This is a genomic window from Bradyrhizobium sp. NC92 (assembly GCF_025200865.1).
Lineage (GTDB): Bacteria > Pseudomonadota > Alphaproteobacteria > Rhizobiales > Xanthobacteraceae > Bradyrhizobium.
In genome coordinates, this window is sequence record NZ_CP104171.1 from 2,680,445 (window position 1) to 2,704,494 (window position 24,050).

At 65.0% G+C, this 24,050-nt stretch carries 22 protein-coding genes; 12 read left to right on the plus strand and 10 right to left on the minus strand.

Annotated elements, in window-relative coordinates:
- The first annotated feature begins 80 nt into the window (after nt 1-80).
- Entirely contained in the window at nt 81-1,154 is a 1,074-nt protein-coding gene (locus tag N2602_RS12545) for a tartrate dehydrogenase (protein ID WP_260382816.1), read from the plus strand.
- Nucleotides 1,155-1,352: 198 nt separating this feature from the next.
- On the opposite strand, the gene N2602_RS12550 is transcribed toward N2602_RS12545, so the two are convergent.
- The 5 genes from N2602_RS12550 to N2602_RS12570 all read right to left on the minus strand — a co-directional run bounded on the left by N2602_RS12550 (nt 1,353) and on the right by N2602_RS12570 (nt 6,372).
- On the minus strand, nt 1,353-1,994 hold the full coding sequence (locus N2602_RS12550; RefSeq protein ID WP_260382817.1) for a suppressor of fused domain protein: 642 nt from the start codon (nt 1,992-1,994) through the stop codon (nt 1,353-1,355).
- A 167-nt stretch (nt 1,995-2,161) separates the two neighbouring features.
- The gene (locus N2602_RS12555; protein WP_260382818.1) at nt 2,162-3,235 is read right to left on the minus strand and encodes a malate/lactate/ureidoglycolate dehydrogenase; all 1,074 of its coding nucleotides are present in this window, start codon (nt 3,233-3,235) and stop codon (nt 2,162-2,164) included.
- Between the two features lie 11 nt (nt 3,236-3,246).
- Nucleotides 3,247-4,158 (minus strand): NAD(P)-dependent oxidoreductase, encoded by a 912-nt coding sequence (locus N2602_RS12560; protein ID WP_260382819.1) that lies wholly within the window; start codon nt 4,156-4,158, stop codon nt 3,247-3,249.
- Nucleotides 4,159-4,170: 12 nt separating this feature from the next.
- Nucleotides 4,171-5,421: a Zn-dependent hydrolase gene (locus N2602_RS12565; RefSeq protein ID WP_172784057.1), complete on the minus strand. Its 1,251-nt coding sequence runs from the start codon at nt 5,419-5,421 to the stop codon at nt 4,171-4,173.
- Nucleotides 5,422-5,454: 33 nt separating this feature from the next.
- On the minus strand, nt 5,455-6,372 hold the full coding sequence (locus N2602_RS12570) for a LysR family transcriptional regulator (protein ID WP_172784058.1): 918 nt from the start codon (nt 6,370-6,372) through the stop codon (nt 5,455-5,457).
- Nucleotides 6,373-6,492: 120 nt separating this feature from the next.
- Here N2602_RS12570 and N2602_RS12575 point away from each other — a divergent pair, with 120 nt between their 5' ends.
- From N2602_RS12575 to N2602_RS12600, 6 genes are all read left to right on the plus strand, one after another.
- Complete coding sequence (locus tag N2602_RS12575) at nt 6,493-7,308, plus strand: putative hydro-lyase (RefSeq protein ID WP_172784059.1); 816 nt, start codon at nt 6,493-6,495, stop codon at nt 7,306-7,308.
- A 94-nt stretch (nt 7,309-7,402) separates the two neighbouring features.
- Nucleotides 7,403-8,647: an ABC transporter substrate-binding protein gene (locus N2602_RS12580; protein ID WP_260382820.1), complete on the plus strand. Its 1,245-nt coding sequence runs from the start codon at nt 7,403-7,405 to the stop codon at nt 8,645-8,647.
- Between the two features lie 77 nt (nt 8,648-8,724).
- A complete protein-coding gene (locus tag N2602_RS12585) occupies nt 8,725-9,558 on the plus strand; it encodes a branched-chain amino acid ABC transporter permease (RefSeq protein WP_245266275.1) in 834 nt (277 codons plus the stop codon).
- A complete protein-coding gene (locus N2602_RS12590) occupies nt 9,558-10,538 on the plus strand; it encodes a branched-chain amino acid ABC transporter permease (protein WP_172784061.1) in 981 nt (326 codons plus the stop codon). The genes N2602_RS12585 and N2602_RS12590 overlap by 1 nt, the downstream gene beginning before the upstream one ends.
- Complete coding sequence (locus N2602_RS12595; protein ID WP_172784062.1) at nt 10,535-11,266, plus strand: ABC transporter ATP-binding protein; 732 nt, start codon at nt 10,535-10,537, stop codon at nt 11,264-11,266. The genes N2602_RS12590 and N2602_RS12595 overlap by 4 nt, the downstream gene beginning before the upstream one ends.
- A complete protein-coding gene (locus N2602_RS12600) occupies nt 11,250-11,954 on the plus strand; it encodes an ABC transporter ATP-binding protein (protein ID WP_260382821.1) in 705 nt (234 codons plus the stop codon). The genes N2602_RS12595 and N2602_RS12600 overlap by 17 nt, the downstream gene beginning before the upstream one ends.
- Nucleotides 11,955-11,970: 16 nt before the next feature.
- Here N2602_RS12600 and N2602_RS12605 read toward each other — a convergent pair whose 3' ends face one another.
- Together N2602_RS12605 and N2602_RS12610 are read right to left on the minus strand one after the other, a co-directional pair.
- Nucleotides 11,971-12,369 carry a hypothetical protein gene (locus tag N2602_RS12605; protein ID WP_172784064.1) on the minus strand — a complete coding sequence of 133 codons (399 nt, stop codon included), beginning with the start codon at nt 12,367-12,369 and terminating at the stop codon, nt 11,971-11,973.
- A gap of 277 nt (nt 12,370-12,646) precedes the next feature.
- Nucleotides 12,647-13,333: an aldolase gene (locus N2602_RS12610; RefSeq protein WP_172784065.1), complete on the minus strand. Its 687-nt coding sequence runs from the start codon at nt 13,331-13,333 to the stop codon at nt 12,647-12,649.
- Nucleotides 13,334-13,440: 107 nt separating this feature from the next.
- Between N2602_RS12610 and ltnD the strand changes: the two genes are divergently transcribed.
- From ltnD to N2602_RS12630, 4 genes are all read left to right on the plus strand, one after another.
- Nucleotides 13,441-14,358, plus strand: coding sequence for an L-threonate dehydrogenase (gene ltnD, locus N2602_RS12615; RefSeq protein ID WP_260382822.1), 918 nt, complete (start codon nt 13,441-13,443; stop codon nt 14,356-14,358).
- An 11-nt stretch (nt 14,359-14,369) separates the two neighbouring features.
- Entirely contained in the window at nt 14,370-15,152 is a 783-nt protein-coding gene (gene otnI, locus N2602_RS12620; RefSeq protein WP_172784067.1) for a 2-oxo-tetronate isomerase, read from the plus strand.
- Nucleotides 15,149-16,426 carry a 3-oxo-tetronate kinase gene (otnK, locus tag N2602_RS12625; RefSeq protein ID WP_260382823.1) on the plus strand — a complete coding sequence of 426 codons (1,278 nt, stop codon included), beginning with the start codon at nt 15,149-15,151 and terminating at the stop codon, nt 16,424-16,426. The genes otnI and otnK overlap by 4 nt, the downstream gene beginning before the upstream one ends.
- 172 nt (nt 16,427-16,598) lie before the next feature.
- Nucleotides 16,599-18,290 carry a methyl-accepting chemotaxis protein gene (locus N2602_RS12630; RefSeq protein ID WP_260382824.1) on the plus strand — a complete coding sequence of 564 codons (1,692 nt, stop codon included), beginning with the start codon at nt 16,599-16,601 and terminating at the stop codon, nt 18,288-18,290.
- 140 nt (nt 18,291-18,430) lie between these two features.
- Here N2602_RS12630 and N2602_RS12635 read toward each other — a convergent pair whose 3' ends face one another.
- Entirely contained in the window at nt 18,431-19,948 is a 1,518-nt protein-coding gene (locus N2602_RS12635; RefSeq protein ID WP_260382825.1) for an acetyl-CoA acetyltransferase, read from the minus strand.
- A gap of 115 nt (nt 19,949-20,063) precedes the next feature.
- A complete protein-coding gene (locus tag N2602_RS12640; RefSeq protein WP_260382826.1) occupies nt 20,064-21,197 on the minus strand; it encodes a nitronate monooxygenase in 1,134 nt (377 codons plus the stop codon).
- Nucleotides 21,198-21,524: 327 nt separating this feature from the next.
- Here N2602_RS12640 and yghU point away from each other — a divergent pair, with 327 nt between their 5' ends.
- Nucleotides 21,525-22,397 (plus strand): glutathione-dependent disulfide-bond oxidoreductase, encoded by an 873-nt coding sequence (gene yghU / locus N2602_RS12645; RefSeq protein ID WP_172784072.1) that lies wholly within the window; start codon nt 21,525-21,527, stop codon nt 22,395-22,397.
- Between the two features lie 159 nt (nt 22,398-22,556).
- On the opposite strand, the gene N2602_RS12650 is transcribed toward yghU, so the two are convergent.
- On the minus strand, nt 22,557-23,834 hold the full coding sequence (locus tag N2602_RS12650) for an acyl-CoA dehydrogenase family protein (protein WP_260382827.1): 1,278 nt from the start codon (nt 23,832-23,834) through the stop codon (nt 22,557-22,559).
- Between the last annotated feature and the right edge of the window lie 216 nt (nt 23,835-24,050).

Sequence of the window (24,050 nt, forward strand, 5' to 3'; positions counted from 1 at the left end):
GCGTTGCACTGCCGCCGCGTTTGGTCCATTGCAGTGCGGTCAAAACGCGGCGGCTGCCGGACCAACCAAGGACGTTCTCGATGAGCAAGAAACAATACCGGATCGCGGTCATTCCCGGCGATGGCATCGGCAAGGAGGTGATGCCGGAGGGCCTGCGCGTTTTGGAGGCGGCGGCGAAGAAGCACAACGTCTCGCTGCATTTCGACCATTTCGACTTCTCGTCCTGGGACTATTACGAGAAGCACGGCCAGATGATGCCTGACGACTGGAAGGAGAAGATCGGCAAGCACGATGCGATCTATTTCGGTGCGGTCGGCTGGCCGGCCAAGATCCCGGACCACGTCTCGCTGTGGGGCTCGCTGATCAAGTTCCGCCGCGAGTTCGACCAGTACGTCAACCTGCGCCCGGTCCGGCTGATGCCCGGCGTGCCGTCGCCGCTGGCGGGGCGCAAGCCCGGCGACATCGATTTCTGGGTGGTGCGCGAAAACACCGAAGGCGAATATTCCTCGGTCGGCGGCCGCATGTTCCCGGACACCGACCGCGAGTTCGTGACGCAGCAGACGGTGATGACCCGCACCGGCGTCGACCGCATCCTGAAATTCGCCTTCGAGCTCGCGCAGTCGCGGCCCAAGAAGCACCTGACCTCGGCGACCAAGTCCAACGGCATCTCCATCACCATGCCCTATTGGGACGAGCGCGTGGAGGCGATGGCCAAGAAGTTTCCGGGCGTGAAGTGGGACAAGTACCACATCGACATCTTGACGGCGAACTTCGTGCTGCATCCGGACTGGTTCGACGTCGTGGTCGGCTCGAATTTGTTCGGTGACATCCTCTCCGATCTCGGCCCGGCCTGCACCGGCACGATCGGCATCGCGCCGTCAGGCAACATCAATCCCGAAGGCGATTTTCCCTCGGTGTTCGAGCCGGTGCACGGCTCGGCACCCGACATCGCAGGTCAGGGCATCGCCAACCCGATCGGCGCGATCTGGTCCGGCGCGATGATGTTCGAGCATCTCGGCGAGAAGGAAGCCGGCAAGTCGATCGTCGAGGCGATCGAGCGCACGCTGGCTGAACGCACGCTGCGCACCAAGGATCTCGGCGGCAATGCCGACACGACCACGTGCGGCAAGGCGGTCGCCGAGATGGTGGACTGAGGCGTCGATCTTTCCCTCTCCCCTTGTGGGAGAGGGTGGCTCGCCGCGCAGCGGCGAGACGGGTGAGGGGTCTGTCTCCGCGGAGACAGATCTATCATTCGCAGAATTGCTCGCCGAGAGAACCCCTCATCCGGCGCTTCGCGCCACCTTCTCCCGCAAGGGGAGAAGGGAAGGGCAGCAGTGCTTTTGGCTTAGGCCTCAAACATACGATTTCCGCGCCGGATCGAAGATCGGCGGGTAGTCGTTGTCATCGAGCAGGTCGAGAAACGGGTCGAGTCCCCTGGACTTGATCAGCGCGAGCTCCTGCTGCGAGATCAGGTTCACGGTCAAGATCTCCACGGGATCGCCCGCGATCTCCAACGCCTCGGCGATCTCCTTGTCGGGGCCGATGATCGGTGTGAGAAACAGGAACGTCTGGAAGTCTGTTCCCGCAACCGGCGGCCACGGAAGCGCGACGCGATGGCCGAAGCCCAACCAGGTCGTGTCGATGAACGGCAGATTGGCCAGCCAGCGCAGATTGGCCCAGACCTCCTCGGTCGGCTCGCGGACGTACCACATCAGCTCGGCTCGTGGCATCGCGTCCCCTGGGACACCGTGCATCCGTTGCTCGCTCATGCCGTTGGTCAGGAGGACATAGCCTTCGTCGGAGCCCTCCCGGCAGACCGGGACGAAATCGCGGCCGAAGGCGTGGATGTCGATCCGGCGCTCTGCGTTGTCCGCGAACGTGTGCTCGGGCTCGCCAAGCTCGCTCTCATAGATGGCGAGCCGTTGCCGGTAGAGGTCGGCTGCGGGTGATGGCTCGGCGGAGCCGGACATGAACTTTGCGAGACGGGAGAGCATGTGAACCTCGAAAGCGGATATGAGCCGGGATATCCGCGTTGTCGCGAGGCAACGCGGGCCGGTTCAAATCCGCCCCGCGGGCGAGCCGATGCTTCGCCGTCGTCCACACTCCCGTGCGCAATCATCCATGAGGTCGTAACGACGCCGAGGATGCGCTGCGGTCGCAACTAGCCTGCGATCTTCTCGATCGCAGCCTGATCCAGCCCGAACTTCTTCCCGGCCTCCAGAATCTCCTGCCACGTCGTTGGATCGACTGGAATGCCTTCGGCAAGGCGCTTCTTCCTGGTCTCGCGTTCCGGGTCGCCGGCGATCAGCACCTTGTCGACCCCGGGCGCGGGCGGTGAGCCGGTGTGCCAGGCGACGAAACTTTCGACCTCGCGCGCGAGGTTTTCGGCGGTGCCGAGCTTGGTCGGGTCGATGACGATCGAGAGCATGCCGTTGAGGACGTTGTACTTGCCCTCGGACGGACCCTTGACCACCTGTCCGCCGGAGAGCGCACCGCCGAGGATCTCGCACACGAGCGCGAGTCCCGAACCCTTGTGCTCGCCGAAGGGGAGGATGGCGCCGTACGGCGGAATCACGGTGTAGCGCGGGTTGGTCGTCTGCTTGCCTTCATTGTCGATGATGGTGCCGGGCTCCAGCGCGACGCCCTTGTTGTGGGCGACGCGGGTCTTGCCCTGCGCGATCCTGCTGGTGGCGAAGTCGAGCACGATGGGATCCTTGCCGGCGCGCGGGATTCCGACGCAGAACGGATTGGTACCGTGACGCGCATCGCTGCCGCCCCAGGGCGCCACGATCGGCCGCGAGATCACGTTGACGAAGTGGATCGAGACCAGCCCGTGGTCGATGCACTGCTCGGCCCAGTGGCCGATGCGGCCGATATGGTGCGAGTTGGAGAGGCCGACGAGACACACGCCGTTGCGCTTGGCGCGCTCAGCCGCCAACTCCATCGCCTCATGACCGATCACCTGGCCATAGCCGGTGAGGCCGTCGAGCGTGAGGAGCGGACCGGTGTCGAGCACGATCTTGACGTGCTGGTTCACGGCAAGGCCGCCATTGGTGACGCTCTGGACATAGCGCGGGATCATGCCGACGCCGTGGGAGTCATGTCCCCTCAGATTGGCCTCGACCAGATTGGTCGATACGAGCTCGGCCTCGCGCTCCGAGGAGCCGCCGGCCTTGACGATGGCGCGGACCACATTGGTGAGCGGCTCAGCCTTGATGATGCGATAGTCGGCCATTGTTGTTGCTCTTATCCCTTCACGATCCGGCGGCAGTGAACCAGCGCCGCCTCAATCAGGTTCTCGCTCGCCTCCGGCGTGCGGAAGGCCGAATGCGCCGACAGCGTCACGTTCGGCAGCTTCGTCAGCGGATGATCGCCGGGCAGGGGCTCGATGTTGAAGACGTCGAGGCCGGCGTGGCGGATATGGCCCGACTTCAGCGCGTCGATCATGGCGGCCTCGTCGACCACGGCGGCGCGGGCGGTGTTGATGAGGATGACGCCGCGTTTCATGGCGAAGATCTTCTCGCGCGTGATCATGCCGCGCGTCTCGTCGTTGAGCAGCAGGTGCAACGACACGACGTCGCTTCTGGCCAGCACGCTGTCGAGGTCGGTGAATTCGACGCTCGCGTGGCTCTTCGGCGAGCGGTTCCAGGCGATCACCTTCATGCCGCTACCGGACGCAATGCGCGCGACCTCCGCGGCGATGCCGCCGAAGCCGATCAGGCCGAGCGTCTTGCCGGTGAGCTGCATGCCGTCCTCGCGCAGCCAGTTCCCGGCCCGCATCTCGCGGTCCATCATCGCGATGACGCGGGCCGACGCCCACATCAGCGCGATCGCGGATTCCGCAACCGCCGTGTCGCCGTAGCCCTTGATCAGATGCACGGAGATGCCGAGCTCGGCGAGCTCTTCCGGATTCATGTAGCTGCGCGCGCCGGTGCCGAGGAACACGACGTGCTTCAGCCCGGTACATTTCTTCGCGACCTCCGTCGGCAGTGCGGTGTGGTCGACGATCGCGATCTCGGCGCCGTCGAGAACTTCCGGATATTGCTCGGGTGTGATGTCGGGGTTCCTGTTGATCCGCACTTTGGGGTCACCGGGCTTCTCCAGCCGTTCCATGATCACGGCCAGCGATTCATTGGCGTCGACGAAAACTCCGCGCATAATTCTCTCCGGTCAGGACGCGACGCCGGCGATCGCCAGCACGGTATGCATGAGGACGTTGGTGCCCGCGGCGCAGTCGCCTTGCGTCGCATCCTCCAGCTCGTTGTGGCTGATGCCGTCCTTGCAGGGCACGAACACCATCGCGGCCGGCATGACCGTGTTGAGGTTGCAGGCGTCGTGGCCGGCGCCGGAGGTGATGCGGCGCGAGGAATAGCCGAGCGTCGTCGCGGCATTCTCGACGGCAGCAATCAGCTTCGGATCGAAATGCGTCGGCGGCTTGCGCCAGACGAGATCGATCTTGACCTCGACCTTGCGGCGCGCGCCGATCTCGGCGATTGCCGCACGCAGATCGCGATCGAGCGCATCCATGATGGCGCCGTCGGCACTGCGGCAATCCATGGTGAAGGCGATCTCCCCGGGAATGACGTTGCGCGAGGGATTGGCGATCACGGCCTCGCCGATGGTGCCGACCGCGTTCGGTCCGTGCTTCTTCGCAATGGACTCCATCGCCAGCACGATTTCGGACAAGGTCGCCAGCGCATCGCGCCGCAGCGGCATCGGCGTCGAGCCCGCATGGCTCTCGAAGCCGGAGATCTTGCCGTCGTACCAGAGCACGCCCTGGCCGGAATCGACCACGCCGATGGTCTTGCCTTCCGCCTCCAGAATTGGACCCTGCTCGATGTGCAGCTCGACGAAGCAGCCGAGCTTCTGGAAGCCGACCGGCTTGTCGCCGCGATAGCCGATGCTGTCGAGCGCCTGGCCGACGGTCGTGCCATCGATATCCTTGCGCGACAAAATGTCGTCGGTGGTGAAGTCGCCGACATAGGCGGCGGAGGCCATCATCGCAGGTGCGAAGCGCGAGCCTTCCTCGTTGGTCCAGTTGACGACGCAGATCGGCGCCTCGGTCTCGATGCCGGCATCGTTCAGCGTGCGGATCACCTCCAGCGCGCCGAGCGTTCCCAGGATGCCGTCATACTTGCCGCCGGTCGGCTGGGTGTCGAGGTGCGAGCCGATGCCGACGGGCAGCTTCGACATGTCGCGGCCCTTGCGCAGGCCGAACTGTGATCCGAGCGCATCGACGTGGACGTCCAGTCCGGCATCCTCGCAGGCCTTGCGGAACCAATCGCGCACCTGCTTGTCTTCGCTGCTCAGCGTCAGCCGCCGCACGCCGCCTTTGGCCGTCGCGCCGAATTGCGCGGTCTCGTGGATGGAGCCCCACAGGCGGGCGGAATCGATTTGCAGGTTGGTGGCGGCTCGGCTCATGCGGTCGTTCTCTCTTTTTGTCCGGCGCCTTTTTCAATGACGCGCCTGTGCGGGCGCGTCAACCGCGAGGCTGCTCTGCGCAATTTGCCGTGCAAGCTCGGCGACGCGCTCCACGGCGACGACGTCGGGAGAGGCGAGCCAGCTCGCGGTGAACGTCAGCGGTGCGATGGCGAGGTCGGTGTCGAGCAGCTGCAGGCGCCCGTCGGCGAGCTCGTTCTCGACGATGGCGTCGGGAATCACGGCGATGCCGAGTCCCTCGACCGCCATGTGGATGACGGTCGCCAGCGAGGCGGACGCGTGCAGGCGGATCGGCGGCAGCTCGGGCCGGTCGAACACCTCCCGCACGACCTCGTAAGGCTTGGTCTTGCGCGGGAAGGTGATGATCGGAAACCGCGCGAGCTCCGCCGGCGTCAGCGGGCCCTTGCCGAGCCCGAGCGAGGGACTTGCGAGAAAGCCGATCGGATAATCGGCGAGCACGCGGTTGTGCACGCCGGAGGCGGACAGCGGTCCGACGACGAAAGCGAGCTCGATCTCCTGCGCGAGCAGGCGCGCGGTGAGATTCGGCGTGATGTCGACCTCGATCTCCAGCGACAGGTTCGGATAGATTTCGTTCACGCTCTTGACCAGCCGCGGCAGCCAGGTGTGCACGATGGTCTCGGCGACGCCGAGCCGCATCACGCCGCGCATCGCCGAGCGGTCGCCGATCTCCGCCATCATCGCAGCGCGCAGGCCGATCAGCTTCTCCGCGTAGACCATCATCTGCCGGCCGCTCGGTGTCGGTGACGCCACGCGATGATCGCGGTTCAGCAGCTTCACGCCCATCTCGCGCTCGAGCTGGGCGATGCGCTGGGAGATCGCCGGCTGGGTGGTGTTGAGCCGTTGCGCGGCGCCGCGGAAGCTGCCGAGCTTCACAACCCACAGGAACGTCTCAATCGACCTGAAGTCCAGCATTGGAAGGATTTTCCCGATCGATAAATCATATTTATCGAGATTGATTAGAAACGACGATTAGACTTTATAGCACGCTTGGTGTTGGTTTGTCTTTGTCGAGTTTATAGGCAGGTCGATCACATGACTGTTTTGGTGGCAGCGCAGCAAACTGAAACACCCGACACCCTCCCGAGCCGCAAGGCCCGGCTCGCCTACCGCGAGGGGCTGGTTGCCTCCACCGCCGGCGTCGCCCCCGGATGTGTCCAGGGCAATCTGGCGATCCTGCCGGCGGAATATGCCGGCGCCTTTCACCGCTTCTGCCAGCTCAATCCCAAGCCGTGCCCGATCATCGGCATGTCCGACGTCGGCAGTCCTTACATCCCCTCGCTCGGCACCGACCTCGACATCCGCACCGACGTGCCACGCTACCGTGTCTGGCGCGACGGCGAGGTCGTGGACGAGCCGACCGACGTGAAGAGCTACTGGCGCGACGACCTCGTTACCTTCGTGCTCGGCTGCTCGTTCTCATTCGAGGAGGCGCTGCTCGAGGAGGGCATGCCGATCCGCCACATCGAGAAGAACGTGCGCGTGCCGATGTACCGCACCAACATCGCCTGCGGCGAGGCCGGTCCGTTCGCCGGCCCCATGGTGGTGTCGATGCGCCCGTTCAAGCCGGCCGATGCGATCCGCGCGGTGCAGATCACCTCGCGCTATCCCGCCGTGCACGGTGCGCCCGTGCATCTCGGCCATCCGCATCTGATCGGCATCAAGGATATTGCCAAGCCGGACTACGGCGATCCCGTACCTGTTGCCGAAGACGAGATTCCGGTATTCTGGGCCTGCGGCGTGACGCCGCAATCGGTTATCAACGCCGCGAAGCTGCCGTTCGCGATCACGCATTCGCCCGGCCTGATGCTGGTGACGGATCTGAAGAACAAGACCATGGCCGTGATTTAGTAGGCAGCGTTTGCTGTTTCTTCGGGCTTTACGCTCTTTGCCAATCGCTTCATTCGATACGCGCAAAAATTCGGATAACAGGGGACTTTAGCCAATGACGATGACTCGCCGCGATGTACTGCTCGGAGCCACCGCCGCCGCTGCGCTGCTGCCATTAGCTGCGCGCGCGCAAACGTCTGAAGTGGTGATTGGCGCAACCTATCCCCTGTCGGGCTCCGGCGCGCAGGTGGGTGTCGATGCGCAGCGTGCTTTCGAGACCGCGATCGACATCATCAATAACGACCAGGATTTCGATCTTCCGCTGGCAAAGGGCGTAGGTTTGCCCGGTCTCGGCGGTGCCAAGATCCGTATTGTCTATGCCGACACCCAGGGCGATCCGCAGAAGGGGCGCGCCGAAGCCGAGCGGCTGATTACGCAGGAAAAGGTCTGCGCCATCCTCGGTTCCTATCAGAGCGCGGTTGCGGTGACGATCAGCCAGATCTGCGAACGCTACCAGACCCCGTTCATCTCGGCGGACAACTCCTCGCCTAGCCTGCATCGCCGCGGCCTGAAGTATTATTTCCGCGCCTCGCCGCATGACGAGATGTTCTCGGCCGGGATGTTCGACTTCCTCGATGCGATGAAGAAGAAGGGCGCCAAGGCCAACACGCTGGCGCTGTTCCACGAAGATACGATCTTCGGCACCGACTCCGCCAACGCGCAGACCAAGCTCGCGACCGAGCGCGGCTACAACATCGTCGCCGACATCAAGTACCGCGCCAACTCGCCGTCGCTGTCGGCCGAGGTGCAGCAGCTCAAGGCCGCCAATGCCGACGTGCTGATGCCTTCCAGCTACACCACCGACGGCATCCTCTTGGTCAAGACCATGGCCGAACTCGGCTACAAGCCGAACGCCATCGTGGCGCAGGCCGCCGGCTTCTCCGAGAAGGCGCTGTACGACGCAGTCGGCGACAAGCTCGAGGGTGCGATCACCCGCGGCAGCTTCTCGCTCGATCTCGCCGCCAAGCGGCCGATGGTCGGCAAGATCAACGACCTGTTCAAGGCGAAGTCGGGCAAGGACCTCAACGACAACACGTCGCGCCAGTTCATGGCCATGATCATCATGGCGGACGCCATCAACCGTGCCAAATCGACCGAGGGCGAGAAGATCCGTGACGCGCTGGCCGCGACCGAGATGCCGGGCGAGCAGACCATCATGCCCTGGAAGCGCGTCAAGTTCGACGAGATGGGCCAGAACAACGATGCCGATCCGGTCCTGCTGCAATATGTCGGCGGCAAGTTCGTCACCATCTTCCCGTCGCAGGCGGCGGTGGCCGATGCAGTCTGGCCGATGAAGTAAGCGATCAGGTTGCGGGCGGGGGACGAAGCGACGTGACAGCAGAAACGATTATCCAGAGTCTTGCGAGCGGCCTGCTGATGGGGCTGCTTTACGGACTGATCGCCGTCGGCCTGGCGTTGATCTTTGGCCTGATGGACGTCGTCAACTTCGCCCATGGCGAATTCCTGATGCTGGCGATGTACGTGACATTCTTCCTGTTCACGTTCTTCGCGATCGATCCACTGCTGTCGGCGCCGCTGGCCGCCGCCGCCCTGTTTGTCCTGGGGGCGGCGGTCTATCTCCTGATCGTGCGGTTTGCGATGCGTGCCAAGGCCAATGTCGGCATGGTGCAGATCTTCGCCACCTTCGGCCTCGCCATTGTGATGCGGGGCCTCGCGCAGCTGTTCTTCACTGCCGACTACCGCAGCGTTCCCAACTCATGGCTCGGCGGCAAGACGGTATCGGTCGCCGGGATCTACCTGCCGCAGCCGCAGCTGTTCGGCGCGCTAGTCGCGATCGCCGCGTTCGGTGGGCTCTATCTGTTCATCAACCGCACCGATTTCGGCCGCGCGCTGGAAGCGACCCGTGAAGATCCCGGCGCGGTGGCCCTCGTCGGCATCGACAAGAACCGCGTGTTCGCGCTCGGCTGGGGCCTCGGCGGTGCGCTGGTCGGGCTTGCCGGCGCCATCATGGCAACCTTCTTCTACATCTATCCCGACGTCGGCGCGTCCTTTGCGCTGATCGCCTATGTCACAGTCGCGCTCGGCGGCTTTGGTAGCGTGTTCGGCGCCTTCGCCGGCGGCATCGTCGTCGGCCTGGTCGAAGCCACCACCGCGTTGATCCTGCCGCCATCGCTGAAGTCGGTCGGCATTTACGCGGTCTATCTGCTCGTCGTGTTCATTCGGCCGCGTGGCCTGTTCGGGTCGATGTGATGGACAAGCAATTCGTCGCGCGGCGCCGCCGCGACCTCATTACCGCCGCCGGACTTGCGGCCGTCGCCGCGATCGTGCCGCTGTTCGTCAAGGACGTCTACGTCCAGAACATCATGGTGCTGACGCTGATGTACGCGGCGTTATCGCAGAGCTGGAACATCCTGTCCGGCTATTGCGGGCAGATATCGCTCGGACACGCGCTGTATTTCGGGCTCGGTGCCTACACCACCGCGCTGCTGTTCACCAAGTTCGGCGTGCTGCCCTGGTTCGGCATGATCGCCGGCGGGTTGATCTCCGCCGCAATCGCGATGGCGCTGGGCTATCCTTGCTTCCGCCTCGGCGGCCACTACTTTGCGATCGCCACCATCGTGATTGCCGAGATCGGATTGCTGCTGATCCAGAACTGGGACTGGGCCGGTGCGGCCCTCGGCATCGACATTCCCGTGCGCGGCGACAGCTGGCTGAAATTCCAGTTCACGCGCTCGAAACTGCCATACTTCTACTTCGCGCTGGTGCTCGCCTGCGTCGCCTGGTTCGTCACCTGGTGGCTGGAAGATTCCAAATGGGGCTATTGGTGGCGCGCGGTGAAAGACAACCCGCAGGCGGCCGAGAGCCTCGGCGTCGTCGTGTTCAATTCGAAGATGGGCGCGGCGGCGGTCTCCGCCTTCCTGGTCGCGGTCGGCGGCAGCTTCTATGCGCAGTTCGTTTCCTACATCGATCCCGGAAGCGTCATGGGCTTCCAGTTCTCGCTCTTGATGGCGCTGCCGGCAGTGCTTGGCGGCATCGGCACGCTGTGGGGGCCGCTGCTTGGCGCCGTCATCCTGATCCCGATCACCGAGTTGACGCGCTCCTATATCGGCGGCTCCGGCCGCGGCGTCGACCTCATCGTCTACGGCGCGCTGATCATCCTGATCGCGCTCGCGCGGCCGGAAGGGCTGGTCGGCCTGTTCTCGCGCCGGCGCAAGGAGGCCACGCGATGACCGCGCTGCTCGAAACCCGCGGCGTCTGGCAGCGCTTCGGCGGTCTGATCGCCAACAGCGACGTCTCGATCTCGGTCGGCCGCGGCGAGATCGTCGGCCTGATCGGCCCGAACGGCGCTGGAAAGTCGACGTTGTTCAATCTGATCGCCGGCGTGTTGCCGCCAACCCAGGGCTCGATCATCTTCGACGGCGAGGACGTCACCACTCTGCCGGCGGCCGCGCGCTGCCAGCGCGGGATCGGGCGCACCTTCCAGGTGGTCAAAAGCTTCGAGACGATGACGGTCATCGACAACGTCATCGTCGGCGCTCTCGTGCGCAACACCGTGATGCGTGAGGCGCGGCGCAAGGCGCATGAGGTGCTGGAATTCACCGGGCTCGCCGCGCGCGCCGACGTGCTCGCGAGCGACCTGGTGCCGGCCGAAAAGCGCCGCCTCGAAGTCGCACGGGCGCTTGCGACCGAACCGAAGCTGCTGCTGCTCGACGAGTGCCTCACTGGCCTCACGCCGACCGAGGCGCAGACCGGCGTTGCCCTGGTGCGCAAGGTGCGCGATGCCGGTATCACCGTGCTGATGGTCGAGCACGTCATGGAGATCGTGATGCCACTGGTCGACCGAGCCATTGTGCTCGACCTCGGCAAGGTGCTGGTCGAGGGCAAGCCCGCCGACGTCGTGCGCGATCCCAAGGTGATCAAGGCATATCTGGGAGATCGTCATGCTGTCGGTGCGTGAAGTCACCACCGCCTATCAGGGCCTGGTCGCGATCTCCGCGGTCTCGATCGAGGTGGAGAAGGGCGAGATCGTCTGCGTCGCCGGCGCCAACGGCGCGGGCAAGTCGACGTTGCTCAAATCCATCGCCGGTGCCGAACGCCCGCGTTCGGGCACCGTGACGTTCGACGGCAAACGCCTCGACGGCATGGCGCAGCATCACATCACGGCCACCGGCATCGCCTATGTGCCGGAAAACCGCCGCCTGTTCCCGCGCCTGTCGGTCCGCGACAATCTTCGCCTCGGCAGCTATCTCTACCGCGGCGAGGCGGACCGCGAAGGGCCGCTCGATCTCGTCTTCAACCTGTTTCCGCGCCTTCAGGAGCGTTTGGAGCAGCGCGCCGAGACGCTCTCTGGCGGCGAGCAGCAGATGCTCGCCATCGGCCGCGCCCTGATGACGCGACCGCGGCTGTTGATGCTGGACGAGCCCTCGCAAGGAATCATGCCGAAACTGGTGGACGAGATCTTCCAGGCGGTGAAGCGCATCCGCGACGCCGGAATGACGGTGCTGATCGTCGAGCAGCGCATGGCCGAGTGCCTGGAGATCGCCGACCGCGCCTACATCCTGCAGACCGGCCGCGTGCTGATGCAGGGCCGGTCCGCGGAGATCAAGGGCAATCCCGACGTGAGGAAGGCGTATCTCGGATTGTAGCCGCTCGCTACGATCCCTATCCCGATTGCTTCTTGTTCCGATTCTTGCTTGCGCCGCGCAGCGTTGACGCGGGTGCCGAAGGTTGCCCGAAGCCATACATCTGAATGCAGGAGAGCAGGTCGACATAGCTTTCGATGCCACCGGCGGAGGCCTCGGTGGTGCATTGGGTGCGAATTGTCTCCGGCGTTGTTGGCCAAATGGGCCCGAGCTGTTGCTGTGCGGTTTGCTCGTCGCTCATGCAGGCCTCGTAGGACTGCGGTTCAGTCAGCGACTTGTCGATCTCCTGAGTTGCCTTGCAGTTGGCCTCGACCTTGAGATCGGGGACGCCGCGCGTAGACGTCTGCGCGCTTGCGGAAAGTGGCAGGGCAATAAAGCAGGCGGCAGAGAGGAGGGTGCAGGATACTTTGAAATCCATGACAATTCTCCTGGCGATCGATGAAACAACTCCTTCAGTCAATTACAGGGGGATCATGTGCTCGAGATCCCGGTTATGCAAATCAATTCCGGCAGTGTCAGACGGTGTCGTAGCCGATGAGCAAAGCGATATCCGGGGCCGCTGGTCCCACATATCGCTCCGCTCATGCGGGCTTCTCCGTCGCCACATCCTACGTCATTGCGAGCGTAGCGAAGCAATCCAGAGTCTTTCCGCGGAGGGATTCTGGATTGCTTCGCTGCGCTCGCAGGAGCGGGGCTCAATCGTCGTGCCCATGCTCCGGCAGCGTCACCCCGAACACCTTCACCAGATCCTTCACCTGCTCCGGCGACAGATACCGCGGGTTCATCCCGCGCAGCAGCAGGTACAGCTTCGCCGTCTCCTCCAGCTCCTCCGTGGCGAACACGGCGGCTTCCAGCGTGTCGCCGGCAACGACCGGACCGTGATTGGCGAGCAGCACGGATGAATATTTCCCCGCCAGCCCCTTGATCGCATCCGCGACCGCGGGATCGCCGGGGCGGTAATAGGGCACGAGTGCGGTGGCGCCGCATTTCATCAGGTAATAGGCCGTCATCGGCGGCAGCGCGGCGCGCGGGTCGATCTCGGGGAGCATCGAGAGCGCGACCGAATGCGTGGAGTGCAGATGCACGATGGCCCGCGCGCTTCCGCGCGTATCGTAGAGGGCCGTGTGCAGCGGAACTTCCTTGGTCGGCGCATCGCCCGAGACCAGCCGGCTCCCGCTATCCAGCCGTGACAGTTTTGCGGGATCGAGGAAACCGAGCGAGGCGTTGGTCGGCGTCACCAGCCAGCCTCCGTCGTCCAGCTTGACGCTGATATTGCCGGAGGAGCCCGGCGTCAGCCCGCGCTCGAACAGGGATCGTCCGAAGCGGCAAATCTCCTCGCGCAGCCTTGTTTCGTTGCTCGTTTCGGTTCTCATGGCCGTCATGCCTGCTTGTCTCACGCTTTGGCAGCGCGGCCAAGCCGTGTTATTCGGTTGCCAAGCTGCCGCAAAAGGGCGGCCATCCGGGAAACGTTCGCAAGGGTCAGTTGCATATGTCCGCCTCCACGTCACAAAGTCAGCGTATCGCCGTCGTCGGGCTCGGTTCGATGGGATTTGGCATGGCGACCTCGCTCAAGCGCGCCGGCCACGCCGTGACCGGCTGCGACGTCTCGGCGGATGCCGTCGCGCGCTTCGTGAAGGACGGCGGCGCGGGAGCCAAGACGCCGGCCGAAGCGGCCAAGGACGCCGATATCGTCGTCAGCGTCGTCGTCAATGCCGCGCAGACCGAGGCGATCCTGTTCGGCAAGGATGGCGCCGCCGAGACCATGCCGAAGGACAGCGTCTTCGTCTCCTCGGCGACCATGGACCCGGATGTGGCGCGGCGCCTGGCCAAGCAGCTGGAGGCGACCGGCCGGCATTATCTGGATGCGCCGATCTCCGGCGGAGCACAGCGCGCCGCGCAAGGCGAATTGACGATTCTTGCCTCCGGCAGCCCGGCTGCCTTTGTCAAAGCGCGGCCGGCGCTCGATGCCATGGCTGCCAAGCTCTACGAGCTCGGCGATGCCGCCGGGCAGGGCGCTGCGTTCAAGATGATCAATCAGCTGCTCGCCGGCGTTCACATCGCCGCCGCCAGCGAAGCGATGGCCTTCGCGGCCAAGCAGGGCCTCGACATCCGCAAGGTCTACGAGGTGATCACCGCCTCCGCCGGCAATTCATGGATGTTCGAGAACCGCATGCCGCACGTGCTCGACGGCGACTACACGCCGCGCAGCGCGGTGGAGATCTTCGTCAAGGATCTCGGCATCATCCAGGACATGGCGCGCAGCGCCCGATTCCCCGTGCCGGTCTCCGCCGCCGCGCTCCAGATGTTCCTGATGACGTCGGCTGCCGGCATGGGCCGGGACGATGACGCATCGGTGGCGCGGATGTATGCGCAGGTCACCGGCGTCAAGCTGCCCGGCGACAAGTAAGAGGACCTCCAATGCCCCGTTTCGCCGCCAATCTCTCGATGATGTTCACCGAGGTGCCGTTCCTCGACCGCTTCGACGCCGCTGCGCAAGCGGGCTTCACCGCGGTCGAGTTCCTGTTTCCCTACGAGCATCCCGCCGAGGCCGTCGGCGAGCGGCTCAAGCGCAACGGCCTGACCCAGGCGCTGTTCAACATGCCGCCGGGCGACTGGAACGCCGGCGAGAAGGGCTTTGCCGCGCTGCCATCACGCTTCTCCGATCTCAAGGCGAGCCTGGAGACGGCACTGCCTTATGCCAAGGCGACTGGCGTCAAGCGCCTGCACCTGATGGCCGGCATCGCCAACCGCAGCGAGCGCGCCGCGATCGAGGCCTTCTACAAATCGGTGGCCTGGGCTGCGGAATTCTTCGCGCCGCACGGCATCGACGTCGTGATCGAGCCGATCAATGCGCGCAACGTGCCCGGCTACTTCCTCAACGATTTCGGCTTCGCGCGGGATCTGATCCAGGAGCTGAGGCTTGCGAACCTGAAACTCCAGTTCGACATCTATCACTGCCAGATCATCCACGGCGACGTCACCATGCGGCTGCGCGAGATGATGCCGATCATCGGCCACATCCAGATCGCCAGCATTCCCTCGCGCAACGAGCCGGACGGCGAGGAGCTGAACTATCCGTTCCTGTTCGATGAGCTCGACCGGCTCGGCTATGCCGGCTTCGTCGGCTGCGAATACAATCCACGCGGCAAGACCACCGATGGCCTCGCCTGGTTCAAGCCCTATGCGGGAGTGAAGCCGTGACACTTGCATTGGGCTGCATCGCCGACGATTACACCGGCGCCTCCGACCTCGCCAACACGCTGACGCGCGCGGGCCTGCGCACCGTCCAGACCATCGGCATACCTGCCGACGATCTGGCGCTGCCCGAGGTCGATGCCGTCGTGGTGTCCTTGAAGAGCCGTTCGATCGAGGCCGGCCTTGCCGTGTCGCGCTCGCGCGCGGCGGACAAATGGCTGCGCGGCCGCGGCGCGGGCCACGTGCTGTTCAAGATCTGCTCGACCTTCGATTCCACCGATGCCGGCAATATCGGCCCCGTCATGGACGCGCTGCGTGCCGATTGCGGCGAGGGAGCCGTGCTGGTGACGCCGGCTTTTCCGGAGACCGGGCGCACCGTCTATCAGGGCAATTTGTTCGTCGGCGCCGTGCCGCTCAACGAGAGCCCGCTCAAGGACCATCCCCTCAACCCCATGCATGATTCCAACCTGGTGCGCGTGCTGGCGCGCCAGAGCAGGACGCAGATCGGCCTCGTCGATCTCGCCACCGTCACGCGCGGCGCGGAGGCGGTGCGGGCACGTTTGGCCGAACTCGCCGCCAAGGGCATCGGTGCCGCGATCATCGACGCCGTGTTCGACCGCGACCTCGAGACCATCGGTCTCGTCGCCGCCGAACACCTTCTGTCGGTCGGCGCGTCCGGCATGGGCCTCGGGCTTGCGCGCGCGCTGGTGTCGACGGGCAAGGTGAAGTCGGCGCCGCCGAGCAGCGAAACCGGCGCTGCGGTCGGCGGACCGGCCGCATGCCTTGCCGGCAGCTGCTCGCAGGCGACGCTTCAGCAGATTGCCGTCGCCGAGCGCATCATGCCGGTGCTCCATCTCGATCCCGAGCAGATCGTCGCGGGCGCCGGCGAAGCGCAGCGCGCGCTGGACTGGGCAAGGCCGCGGCTTGCGGAAGGTCCGGTGCTGATCGCTTCGAGCGCGACGCCGGAAGCCGTTGCCGCCGTACAGGCACGCCACGGCCGGGATGCCGCCGGCCACGCCATCGAGCAGGCCATGGCCGATATCGCCGAGGGCTTGGTTCAGGCCGGCGTCCGGCGCCTGGTCGTCGCCGGTGGCGAGACATCCGGCGCCGTGGTCGATCGGTTGAGGATTCCCGGATTTCTCGTAGGAGTGGAAATCGCTGCGGGAGTTCCGGTGCTGCGCGCGGTCGGCTCGGAAGCTGGCGACATGTTGCTAGCCCTGAAGTCCGGAAATTTCGGCGGCGCGGAGTTCTTCACGGATGCGCTTGGGCTCATGCGCTGAGCGCAGGGCGTTCTTAGCCGCCTGTTCACTTGTTTCGGGCTCCGTAACTCGCACGGAGTCGTCGCTGACACCTGCACGGGTGCTCTGCTGTCGGATGTCGGTGCTGCTCCCTTTGGTTGATTCGTAGAACTTCCGGGCGCGGCACCGCCGCCAGCACAAAGAGACTCCTATTATGCTCGCCACCATTTCCATCCGCGCCAAGATCATCAGTGTCGTGGCGTTCCTGCTGGTCGCGATGGCCGGCATGGGCCTGCTCGCCGTCATGAAGATGCGGTCGATGAACGCCAACACGGTCGACATCACGACGAGCTGGATGCCGAGCGTGCGGGTGCTGGGCGAGATCCGGGCCGCCGTCATCACCTACCGCAACGTGGTCCGCGAGCACATGCTGTCCGAGACGCTGGATGACAAGCTGGCGGCAGAGCAGACTGCGGCGACCGTCACGGAGATGCTGGCCAAGGCTCGAAAGAACTACGAGCCGATGATCACCTCGCCGGAAGAGCGGGCGCTCTATGGCGAATGGTCGAAGTTGTGGGCTGAGTACCAGAAGGGCGCCGAGGACGTCATGGAACTGTCGCGCATGGAGGCGGGCAAAGTTCCGCATGCGTCCCATGAGCTCAATACCAAGACCGTCAACAAGATCGGCCTGAAGTCCGACGAGGTCCTGCAGAAGGACATTGATCTCAACACCAGGGGCGGCAATCAGGCCGCCAGCGACGCCGCCGAGAGCTACTATCATGCGTTCATGCTGGTTTCGATCATTCTCGGCGCTGCCGTCGTCAGCGGCGTCGGCGTCGGCTTCTATCTCGTCCGTGACGTCTCCAGCGGCATCAACTCGATCACCCTGCCGATGCAGGCGCTGGGCCGGGGCGACCTCTCCGCCGAAGTCCCGCATCGCGGTGAGAGGACCGAGATCGGCGCTATGGCCGACGTGCTCCAGATCTTCAAGGAGGCGTTGATCGCCAAGAAGGCGGCCGACGAAGCCGCCGCAGCCGATGCCGAAGCCAAGATCGAGCGCGGCCGCCGCGTCGACAACATCACCCGCGAATTCGAAACCATGATCGGCGAGATTGTGCAGACCGTGTCGTCGGCCTCGAGCCAGTTAGAGGCCTCCGCCTCGACCCTGACCGCGACCGCCGACCGCTCGCAGCGGCTGGCGACCACGGTGGCCGGCGCTTCGGAGGAAGCCTCGACAAACGTGCAATCGGTGGCCTCAGCCACGGAGGAGATGGCCTCGTCGGTCGGCGAGATCAGCCGCCAGGTGCAGGAATCGGCGCGGATGGCGGGCGATGCCGTCGGTCAGGCCCGTGCCACCACCGAGCGCGTCAGCGAATTGTCCAAAGCCGCCGCGCGCATTGGCGACGTGGTCGAGCTGATCAACACCATCGCTGGCCAGACCAACCTGCTGGCGCTGAACGCTACGATCGAGGCGGCGCGCGCGGGCGAAGCCGGCCGCGGCTTTGCCGTCGTCGCCTCCGAGGTGAAGGCGCTCGCCGAGCAGACCGCGAAGGCGACCGGCGAGATCGGCCAGCAGATTTCCGGCATCCAGGCGGCGACCAATGATTCGGTCGGCGCGATCAAGGAGATCTCCTCGACCATCGAGCGCCTATCGGAGATCTCGTCCGCCATCGCCGCTGCGGTGGAAGAGCAGGGCGCCGCGACGCAGGAGATTGCCCGCAACGTGCAGCAGGCGGTGCAGGGAACCCAGCAGGTATCGTCCAACATCACCGACGTGCAGCGCGGCGCGACCGAGACCGGCACGGCGTCATCGCAGGTGCTGTCCGCGGCGCAGATGCTGTCGAACGATTCGAACCGGCTGAAGACCGAGGTCGGCAGGTTCCTGACGAGCGTCCGCGCTGCCTGAGTCTCGACCGCGTCGGAAAAACAGGCGCCGAAGGGCTGAGATCTCGTAGGGTGGGCAAAGGCGCTCTTGCGCCGTGCCCACCATTCTTTCCGGATCACACGAAGGTCGTGGGCACGCTTCGCTTTGCCCACCCTACGAGATCACGCCGCGCGCCACTCCGGCACGCCATCTTCTGCCATAGCGATCTCGCCGAGCGAGCCGACCGGGGTGCGGTCCATGTCGAGCAGATGCGCCAGCGTCGCGCCATCGCTTGCCGGAATCCGCGCTAGCGTGCGGCGATCGTCCTCTGTCCGCAGCATCACGACGCCGTGCTCGACGTCGCCGCCGCGGCCGTAAAGCACGGTAAAGCTTTCGACCTTGCCCTTGCCCGAAGCCTCGGTGACGAACTCCGGCACCGCGCGCTTGTTGCGATCGGCCTCGTCCTGCACGCTCGTCTCCTGCGCCAGCGCCTCGCGCGGCGGCGTCTTCGACACCACCAGCGCGTGGTGCTTGGTGACGAAGCCGCCCTGGCCGTAGAGCAGGCCGAGCCTGGCGCCGTCGCGCACACGCCGCACCATCGCACAGGCCGCATGCGTCATGTAGGTGTTGAGCGGCGCGCCGAAGAAGGTGAGGCCGCCGGTCACGGTCGGCTGCACGTCGGGTCCCAAGCCCAGCGTCCGCCGCGCCATCTTGGGCACGCAGGGGAAGCAGCTGTAGAGCTCGATCGCGTCGAACCTGTTGCCGTCGCCGCCCGCGAGGTCCATCACGCTCTTGAGCACGGCGTTCTGCGGGTGGCTCTCGTAAAACTGGTCGCGCAGCAGATAGTCGCGCGGCTCTTCCGCCGAAGCACCGCCGAGCGGGTAGACCAGTTTGTCCTCGGCGACCCCGGCCGCCCGCGCCTTGGCGAGGCTGGTGAGCAGCAGCGCGCCGCCCATGTTGACGCTGGGGTTGGCCACCATCAGCTTGTTATAGGGCCAGGCGATCAGGCGGTTGTCCGCCGTTGCGGTCGTGATCTCCTCAGGCGCGTAGCGCCGCTTCAGCCAGGCATTGGGATTTTGCGCGGCGGCTTCCGAATAGCGCGACCACAGCGTGCCTGATTCCGCCATCGCTTCGCGCGGCCTCTGGCCCCAATGCGCCGAGGAGGCAGCTTCATAGAATGGATAGACGGTCACGGGCCGAAACACGCCGAGCTTCACTGCCAAGGGCTTCTGGAACGCCGCGCCGCGCTTGGGCTCCTCGACGTCATGGGCGAATGGCGTCCACGGCAGCTTGATGCCGGCGCGCTCCGCCTTGGTCGCGGTCGATTGCGCCTCCGCGCCGCACACCGCCGCAACGCTGCACTCGCCGCGCGCGATGCGCTTGGCCGCCTCGTGGATGTAGCGTATCGGGCTCTCGCCGCCGACCGGGCCGTAATAGCAATGCGCAGGCGAGATGCCGAGGCGCTGCGCCAATAGCTGCTCCGGATCGCGATAGCGCCAGCTCAGGAAATTGACGACGTCGAGCGATTGCACCTCGCCGAGCAGCTTTGCACCGGCGTCCGCCTCCGCGCGCCGCAGCGCCTGTTCGAGCAGGTCGAGCGGCTCGAGACCGTCGGTGATCTCCTTCGGGCGGTCGACGATCTCGCCGATGCCGACGATGACGGGGATGCGGTCTTCGGGATTCTTGTTCTTATCTGTCATGCTTCAATTCACGATGTCATTTGTTTCGTCATTGCGAGCGCAGCGAAGCAATCCAGGATCTTTCCGCGGAGGCAGTCCGGATTGCTTCGCTGCGCTCGCAATGACGAGGTCGTGACTAGTCCGCCACCAGCGCATTCATGTGCTCGACGGCTTCGGCGAAATCTTGCTTGAACTCCTGGACCACGGCACCAGCTGATTTCACGCTGTCGATCAGGCCGACGCCCTGGCCGACGAAATAGCTGACGAGATCGCGCGCCCTCGCGTTGCCGCTTGCGGCGGCCCGGTCGATCGAATGGAAGGCGTCGCGGCTGATGATGCTTTGCAGCGGCATCGGCAGCGCGCCCGGGCTGTCCGGCGCGCGGTCCCAGGCATCGGTCCAGACCGAGCGGAGCTGCCGCGCCGGCTTGCCGGTGCGGCCCTTCGAGCGCACCGCATCGCGCGAGGAGGCCGCGATCATCTTCTCGCGAAAGATCTCCGTGGTCTCGGCCTCCACGGTCGCAAGCCACACCGAGCCGGTCCAGGCGCCGGCCGCGCCCATCGCCATGCAGGCCGCCATCTGCCGTCCCGTCATGATGCCGCCGGCCGCCAGCACCGGCACGTCGCGAATGGGCTTGATCGCCTTGATCACCTCCGGCACCAGCACCATGGTCGAGACCTCGCCGCAATGGCCGCCGGCCTCGGTGCCCTGCACCACGAGGATGTCGACCCCGGCCGCGACCTGGCGCAGCGCGTGCTCCTTGGCGCCGACCAGCGCTGCGACCGGCACGCCATGCTTCTTGCCCATCTCGATCATCGCCTTCGGCGGCACGCCCAGCGCGTTGGCGATCAGGCGGATCGGATGATCGAAGGAGACCTCGAGCAGCTGAAGCGCGGTCTTGCCGTCGAACGGCTGCGGCTGGTTGTCCGCGACCTCGCTGCTGGTCAGCTCGATGTCGTACTTCTTCAGCAGATCGCGCGTGTAGTTGCGGTGCTCCTGCGGCACCCGCGCTTCCAGGCTCTTCCAGGTGACGTCCTTCTCGCCGGCGGTCGAGATGTTTTCCGGGATCAGCACGTCGATGCCGTAGGGCTTGCCGTCGACGTGATCGTCGATCCACTTCAGCTCACGCTCGAGCGTATCCGGCGTATGCACCGTCGCGCCCAACACACCAAACCCGCCGGCGCGGCTGACGGCGGCAACGACGTCGCGGCAATGGCTGAAGGCGAGCAGCGGGAAATCGATCCCCAGCATGTCGCAGATCGGCGATTTCATGGCTCTCTCCCGGCGGCAGGCTTCGCATTCTCGTTGCTTTCGCTGGCAAAGCAAAGTGACGCGAGCCGATCGATGACATGCCGGATTCGACGAGGCATCTTGTGTGTAGACGTCGCGCTCTATCCCCGGGCCGCAGGCCGCGGCGTCCTGAGTGGCGTCGTCATTCCGGGGCTCGGCAAGCGAGAACCCGGCCCCGGAATGACGGCGGGGAGGGGCTGCCATGACAAAACGCAGAGTTGTCCCGTCCGGCAATGCATTTCGGCGCCCTTGCCATCGGCCGTTTGCGGGCTAATTAATGCAGGCGCATCTTTTTGCCGGAGCCCCCGCATGACCGACGCCCCCTACGTGCCGCCTAAAGTCTGGACCTGGAACAAGGAGAACGGCGGTCAGTTCGCCAACATCAACCGGCCCATTGCCGGCCCCACTCACGACAAGGAGCTGCCGGTCGGCAAGCATCCCCTTCAGCTCTACTCGCTGGCGACGCCGAACGGGGTGAAGGTCACCGTGATGCTGGAGGAGCTCCTCGCGCTCGGCCACAAGGGCGCCGAATACGACGCTTGGCTGATCAGGATCGGCAACGGCGACCAGTTCGGCAGCGGCTTCGTCGACATCAATCCGAATTCCAAGATCCCGGCGCTCATGGATCGCTCCGGCCCGGAGCCGATCCGGGTGTTCGAGTCAGGCTCGATCCTGTTCTACCTCGCCGAGAAGTTCGGCGCCTTCCTGCCGAAGGACATCAAGACCCGCACCGAGGCGATGTCCTGGCTGTTCTGGCAAATGGGCAGCGCGCCCTATCTCGGCGGCGGCTTCGGCCATTTCTACGCCTATGCCCCGACCAAGATCGAATACGCCATCGACCGTTTCGCCATGGAGACCAAGCGCCAGCTCGATGTGCTCGACCGGCGTCTCGCCGACAACGAATATCTCGCGGGCAAGGACTACACGATCGCCGACATCGCGGTGTGGCCCTGGTACGGCGCGCTCGCCAAGGGGCTGGTCTATGGCGCCGGCGAATTCTTGTCGGTGCAGGACTACAAGAACGTGCAGCGCTGGACCGACCAGATCGCCAAGCGTCCGGCCGTGAAGCGCGGCCGCATGGTCAACCGCGTCTCCGGCGATCCCGCCAGCCAGCTCCACGAGCGCCACGACGCGTCCGATTTCGAGACCAAGACGCAGGACAAGCTCGTGCCCGCGACGTAGGCGCTTCACCTCTCCCCGCTTGCGGGGAGAGGTCGAATTCGATCGAAGATCGAATTCGGGTGAGGGGGTACAGGTCCCTCGATCACCTCGCGTGTGGAGAGAGGCCCCTCACCCCGACCCTCTCCCCGTAAGAACGGGGAGAGGGGGAGGAGAGAGTCTTCACGCCATGCTCAGCTCGTGGCGGCCCACCACCATCCAGTGCACCTCGTCCGGACCGTCGGCGAAGCGCAGGTGCCGCACGTCCTGATACATTTCGGCGAGCGGGGTCCAGTGCGAGATGCCGGTGGCGCCGTGCATCTGGATGGCCTGATCGATGATCCTGCAGGCGCGCTCGGGCACCATGGCCTTGACCATGGAGACCCAGACGCGGGCCTCCTTGTTGCCGAGCACGTCCATCGCCTTGGCTGCCTTCAGCACCATCAGCCGCATCGCCTCGATCTCGCAGCGCGCCTGCGCGATGATCTGCATGTTGCCGCCGAGATGGGCGATCTTCTTGCCGAAGGCCTCGCGGGTCAGGCCCCGCTGCACCATCAGGTCGAGCGCCTTCTCGGCCTTGCCGATGGTGCGCATGCAGTGATGGATGCGCCCCGGTCCGAGCCGCAGCTGCGAGATCTCGAAGCCGCGGCCCTCGCCGAGCAGGATGTTCTCCTTCGGCACCCGCACATTGTTGAAGCGCATATGCATGTGGCCGCGGGGGGCGTGGTCCTGGCCGAACACGTACATGGGACCGAGCACCTCGACGCCGGGCGTGTCACGCGGCACCAGGATCTGCGACTGCTGCTTGCTCGGTGCCGCGTCCGGATTGGTCTTCACCATCACGATGAGGATCTTGCAGCGGGGATCGCCGAGGCCGGAGATGTAATACTTCTCGCCGTTGATCACCCATTCGTCGCCGACGAGCTTTGCGGTGGTCGAGATGTTCTTGGCGTCGGAGGAGGCGACGTTCGGCTCGGTCATGACATAGGCCGAACGGATATCGCCGTTGAGCAGCGGCTTCAGCCACGTCTCCTTCTGCTCCTTGGTGCCGACGCGCTCCAGCACCTCCATGTTGCCGGTGTCGGGCGCCGAGCAGTTCATGGTCTCGGACGCCAGCGGACTCTTGCCGAGCTCGGCGGCGATATAGGCGTAGTCGAGATTCTTCAGGCCCTGGCCGGTCTCGTCATCGGGCAGGAAGAAGTTCCAGAGGCCTTCCTGCTTGGCCTTGTTCTTGGCCTTCTCCAGCACTTCGAGCTGCTTCGGCGTAAAACTCCAGCGATCTTCCTTGCTTTCGCCGGCCTTGGCGAACTCGATCGACATCGGCTCGATGGTGTCGCGGATGAACTTCTTGACGTGATCGTAGAGCGGCCGGACCTGGTCCGACATCCGCAGATCGTTGAGCTCGTCGCCGGGATTGAGCGTGTAGTTGGTGGTGCGGGGAATGTAGGTGTGTTTTGTCATTGGTCCTCCCGGGATCGCTGAGTTCAGTTTGGGCCGGAGAATAGACGCAGCGCCGCCAAAGCGCGAGCGCGCATTTTCACGCGCGGGCCATGCCATGCGATGGAATATCGCGAGGTCGTTTGAAATGTTGTTTGAATGGGGTGTGGAAGGCGGCAGGCTCGCGCCTCACTCTCCGCTGTCATCGCCCGACTTGATCGGGCGATCCAGTATTCCGAG

Coding starts and splice junctions, on each gene's coding strand:
- N2602_RS12605 (WP_172784064.1), bottom strand. CDS start 12,369: ATGGATTTCAAAGTATCCTGCACCCTCCTCTCTGCCGCCTGCTTTATT.
- N2602_RS12545 (WP_260382816.1), top strand. CDS start 81: ATGAGCAAGAAACAATACCGGATCGCGGTCATTCCCGGCGATGGCATC.
- otnI (WP_172784067.1), top strand. CDS start 14,370: ATGCCCCGTTTCGCCGCCAATCTCTCGATGATGTTCACCGAGGTGCCG.
- N2602_RS12550 (WP_260382817.1), bottom strand. CDS start 1,994: ATGCTCTCCCGTCTCGCAAAGTTCATGTCCGGCTCCGCCGAGCCATCA.
- N2602_RS12635 (WP_260382825.1), bottom strand. CDS start 19,948: ATGACAGATAAGAACAAGAATCCCGAAGACCGCATCCCCGTCATCGTC.
- N2602_RS12630 (WP_260382824.1), top strand. CDS start 16,599: ATGCTCGCCACCATTTCCATCCGCGCCAAGATCATCAGTGTCGTGGCG.
- N2602_RS12610 (WP_172784065.1), bottom strand. CDS start 13,333: ATGACGGCCATGAGAACCGAAACGAGCAACGAAACAAGGCTGCGCGAG.
- N2602_RS12650 (WP_260382827.1), bottom strand. CDS start 23,834: ATGACAAAACACACCTACATTCCCCGCACCACCAACTACACGCTCAAT.
- ltnD (WP_260382822.1), top strand. CDS start 13,441: ATGTCCGCCTCCACGTCACAAAGTCAGCGTATCGCCGTCGTCGGGCTC.
- N2602_RS12585 (WP_245266275.1), top strand. CDS start 8,725: ATGGGGCTGCTTTACGGACTGATCGCCGTCGGCCTGGCGTTGATCTTT.
- N2602_RS12580 (WP_260382820.1), top strand. CDS start 7,403: ATGACGATGACTCGCCGCGATGTACTGCTCGGAGCCACCGCCGCCGCT.
- N2602_RS12570 (WP_172784058.1), bottom strand. CDS start 6,372: ATGCTGGACTTCAGGTCGATTGAGACGTTCCTGTGGGTTGTGAAGCTC.
- N2602_RS12640 (WP_260382826.1), bottom strand. CDS start 21,197: ATGAAATCGCCGATCTGCGACATGCTGGGGATCGATTTCCCGCTGCTC.
- N2602_RS12575 (WP_172784059.1), top strand. CDS start 6,493: ATGACTGTTTTGGTGGCAGCGCAGCAAACTGAAACACCCGACACCCTC.
- N2602_RS12590 (WP_172784061.1), top strand. CDS start 9,558: ATGGACAAGCAATTCGTCGCGCGGCGCCGCCGCGACCTCATTACCGCC.
- N2602_RS12600 (WP_260382821.1), top strand. CDS start 11,250: ATGCTGTCGGTGCGTGAAGTCACCACCGCCTATCAGGGCCTGGTCGCG.
- N2602_RS12595 (WP_172784062.1), top strand. CDS start 10,535: ATGACCGCGCTGCTCGAAACCCGCGGCGTCTGGCAGCGCTTCGGCGGT.
- N2602_RS12555 (WP_260382818.1), bottom strand. CDS start 3,235: ATGGCCGACTATCGCATCATCAAGGCTGAGCCGCTCACCAATGTGGTC.
- N2602_RS12560 (WP_260382819.1), bottom strand. CDS start 4,158: ATGCGCGGAGTTTTCGTCGACGCCAATGAATCGCTGGCCGTGATCATG.
- yghU (WP_172784072.1), top strand. CDS start 21,525: ATGACCGACGCCCCCTACGTGCCGCCTAAAGTCTGGACCTGGAACAAG.
- N2602_RS12565 (WP_172784057.1), bottom strand. CDS start 5,421: ATGAGCCGAGCCGCCACCAACCTGCAAATCGATTCCGCCCGCCTGTGG.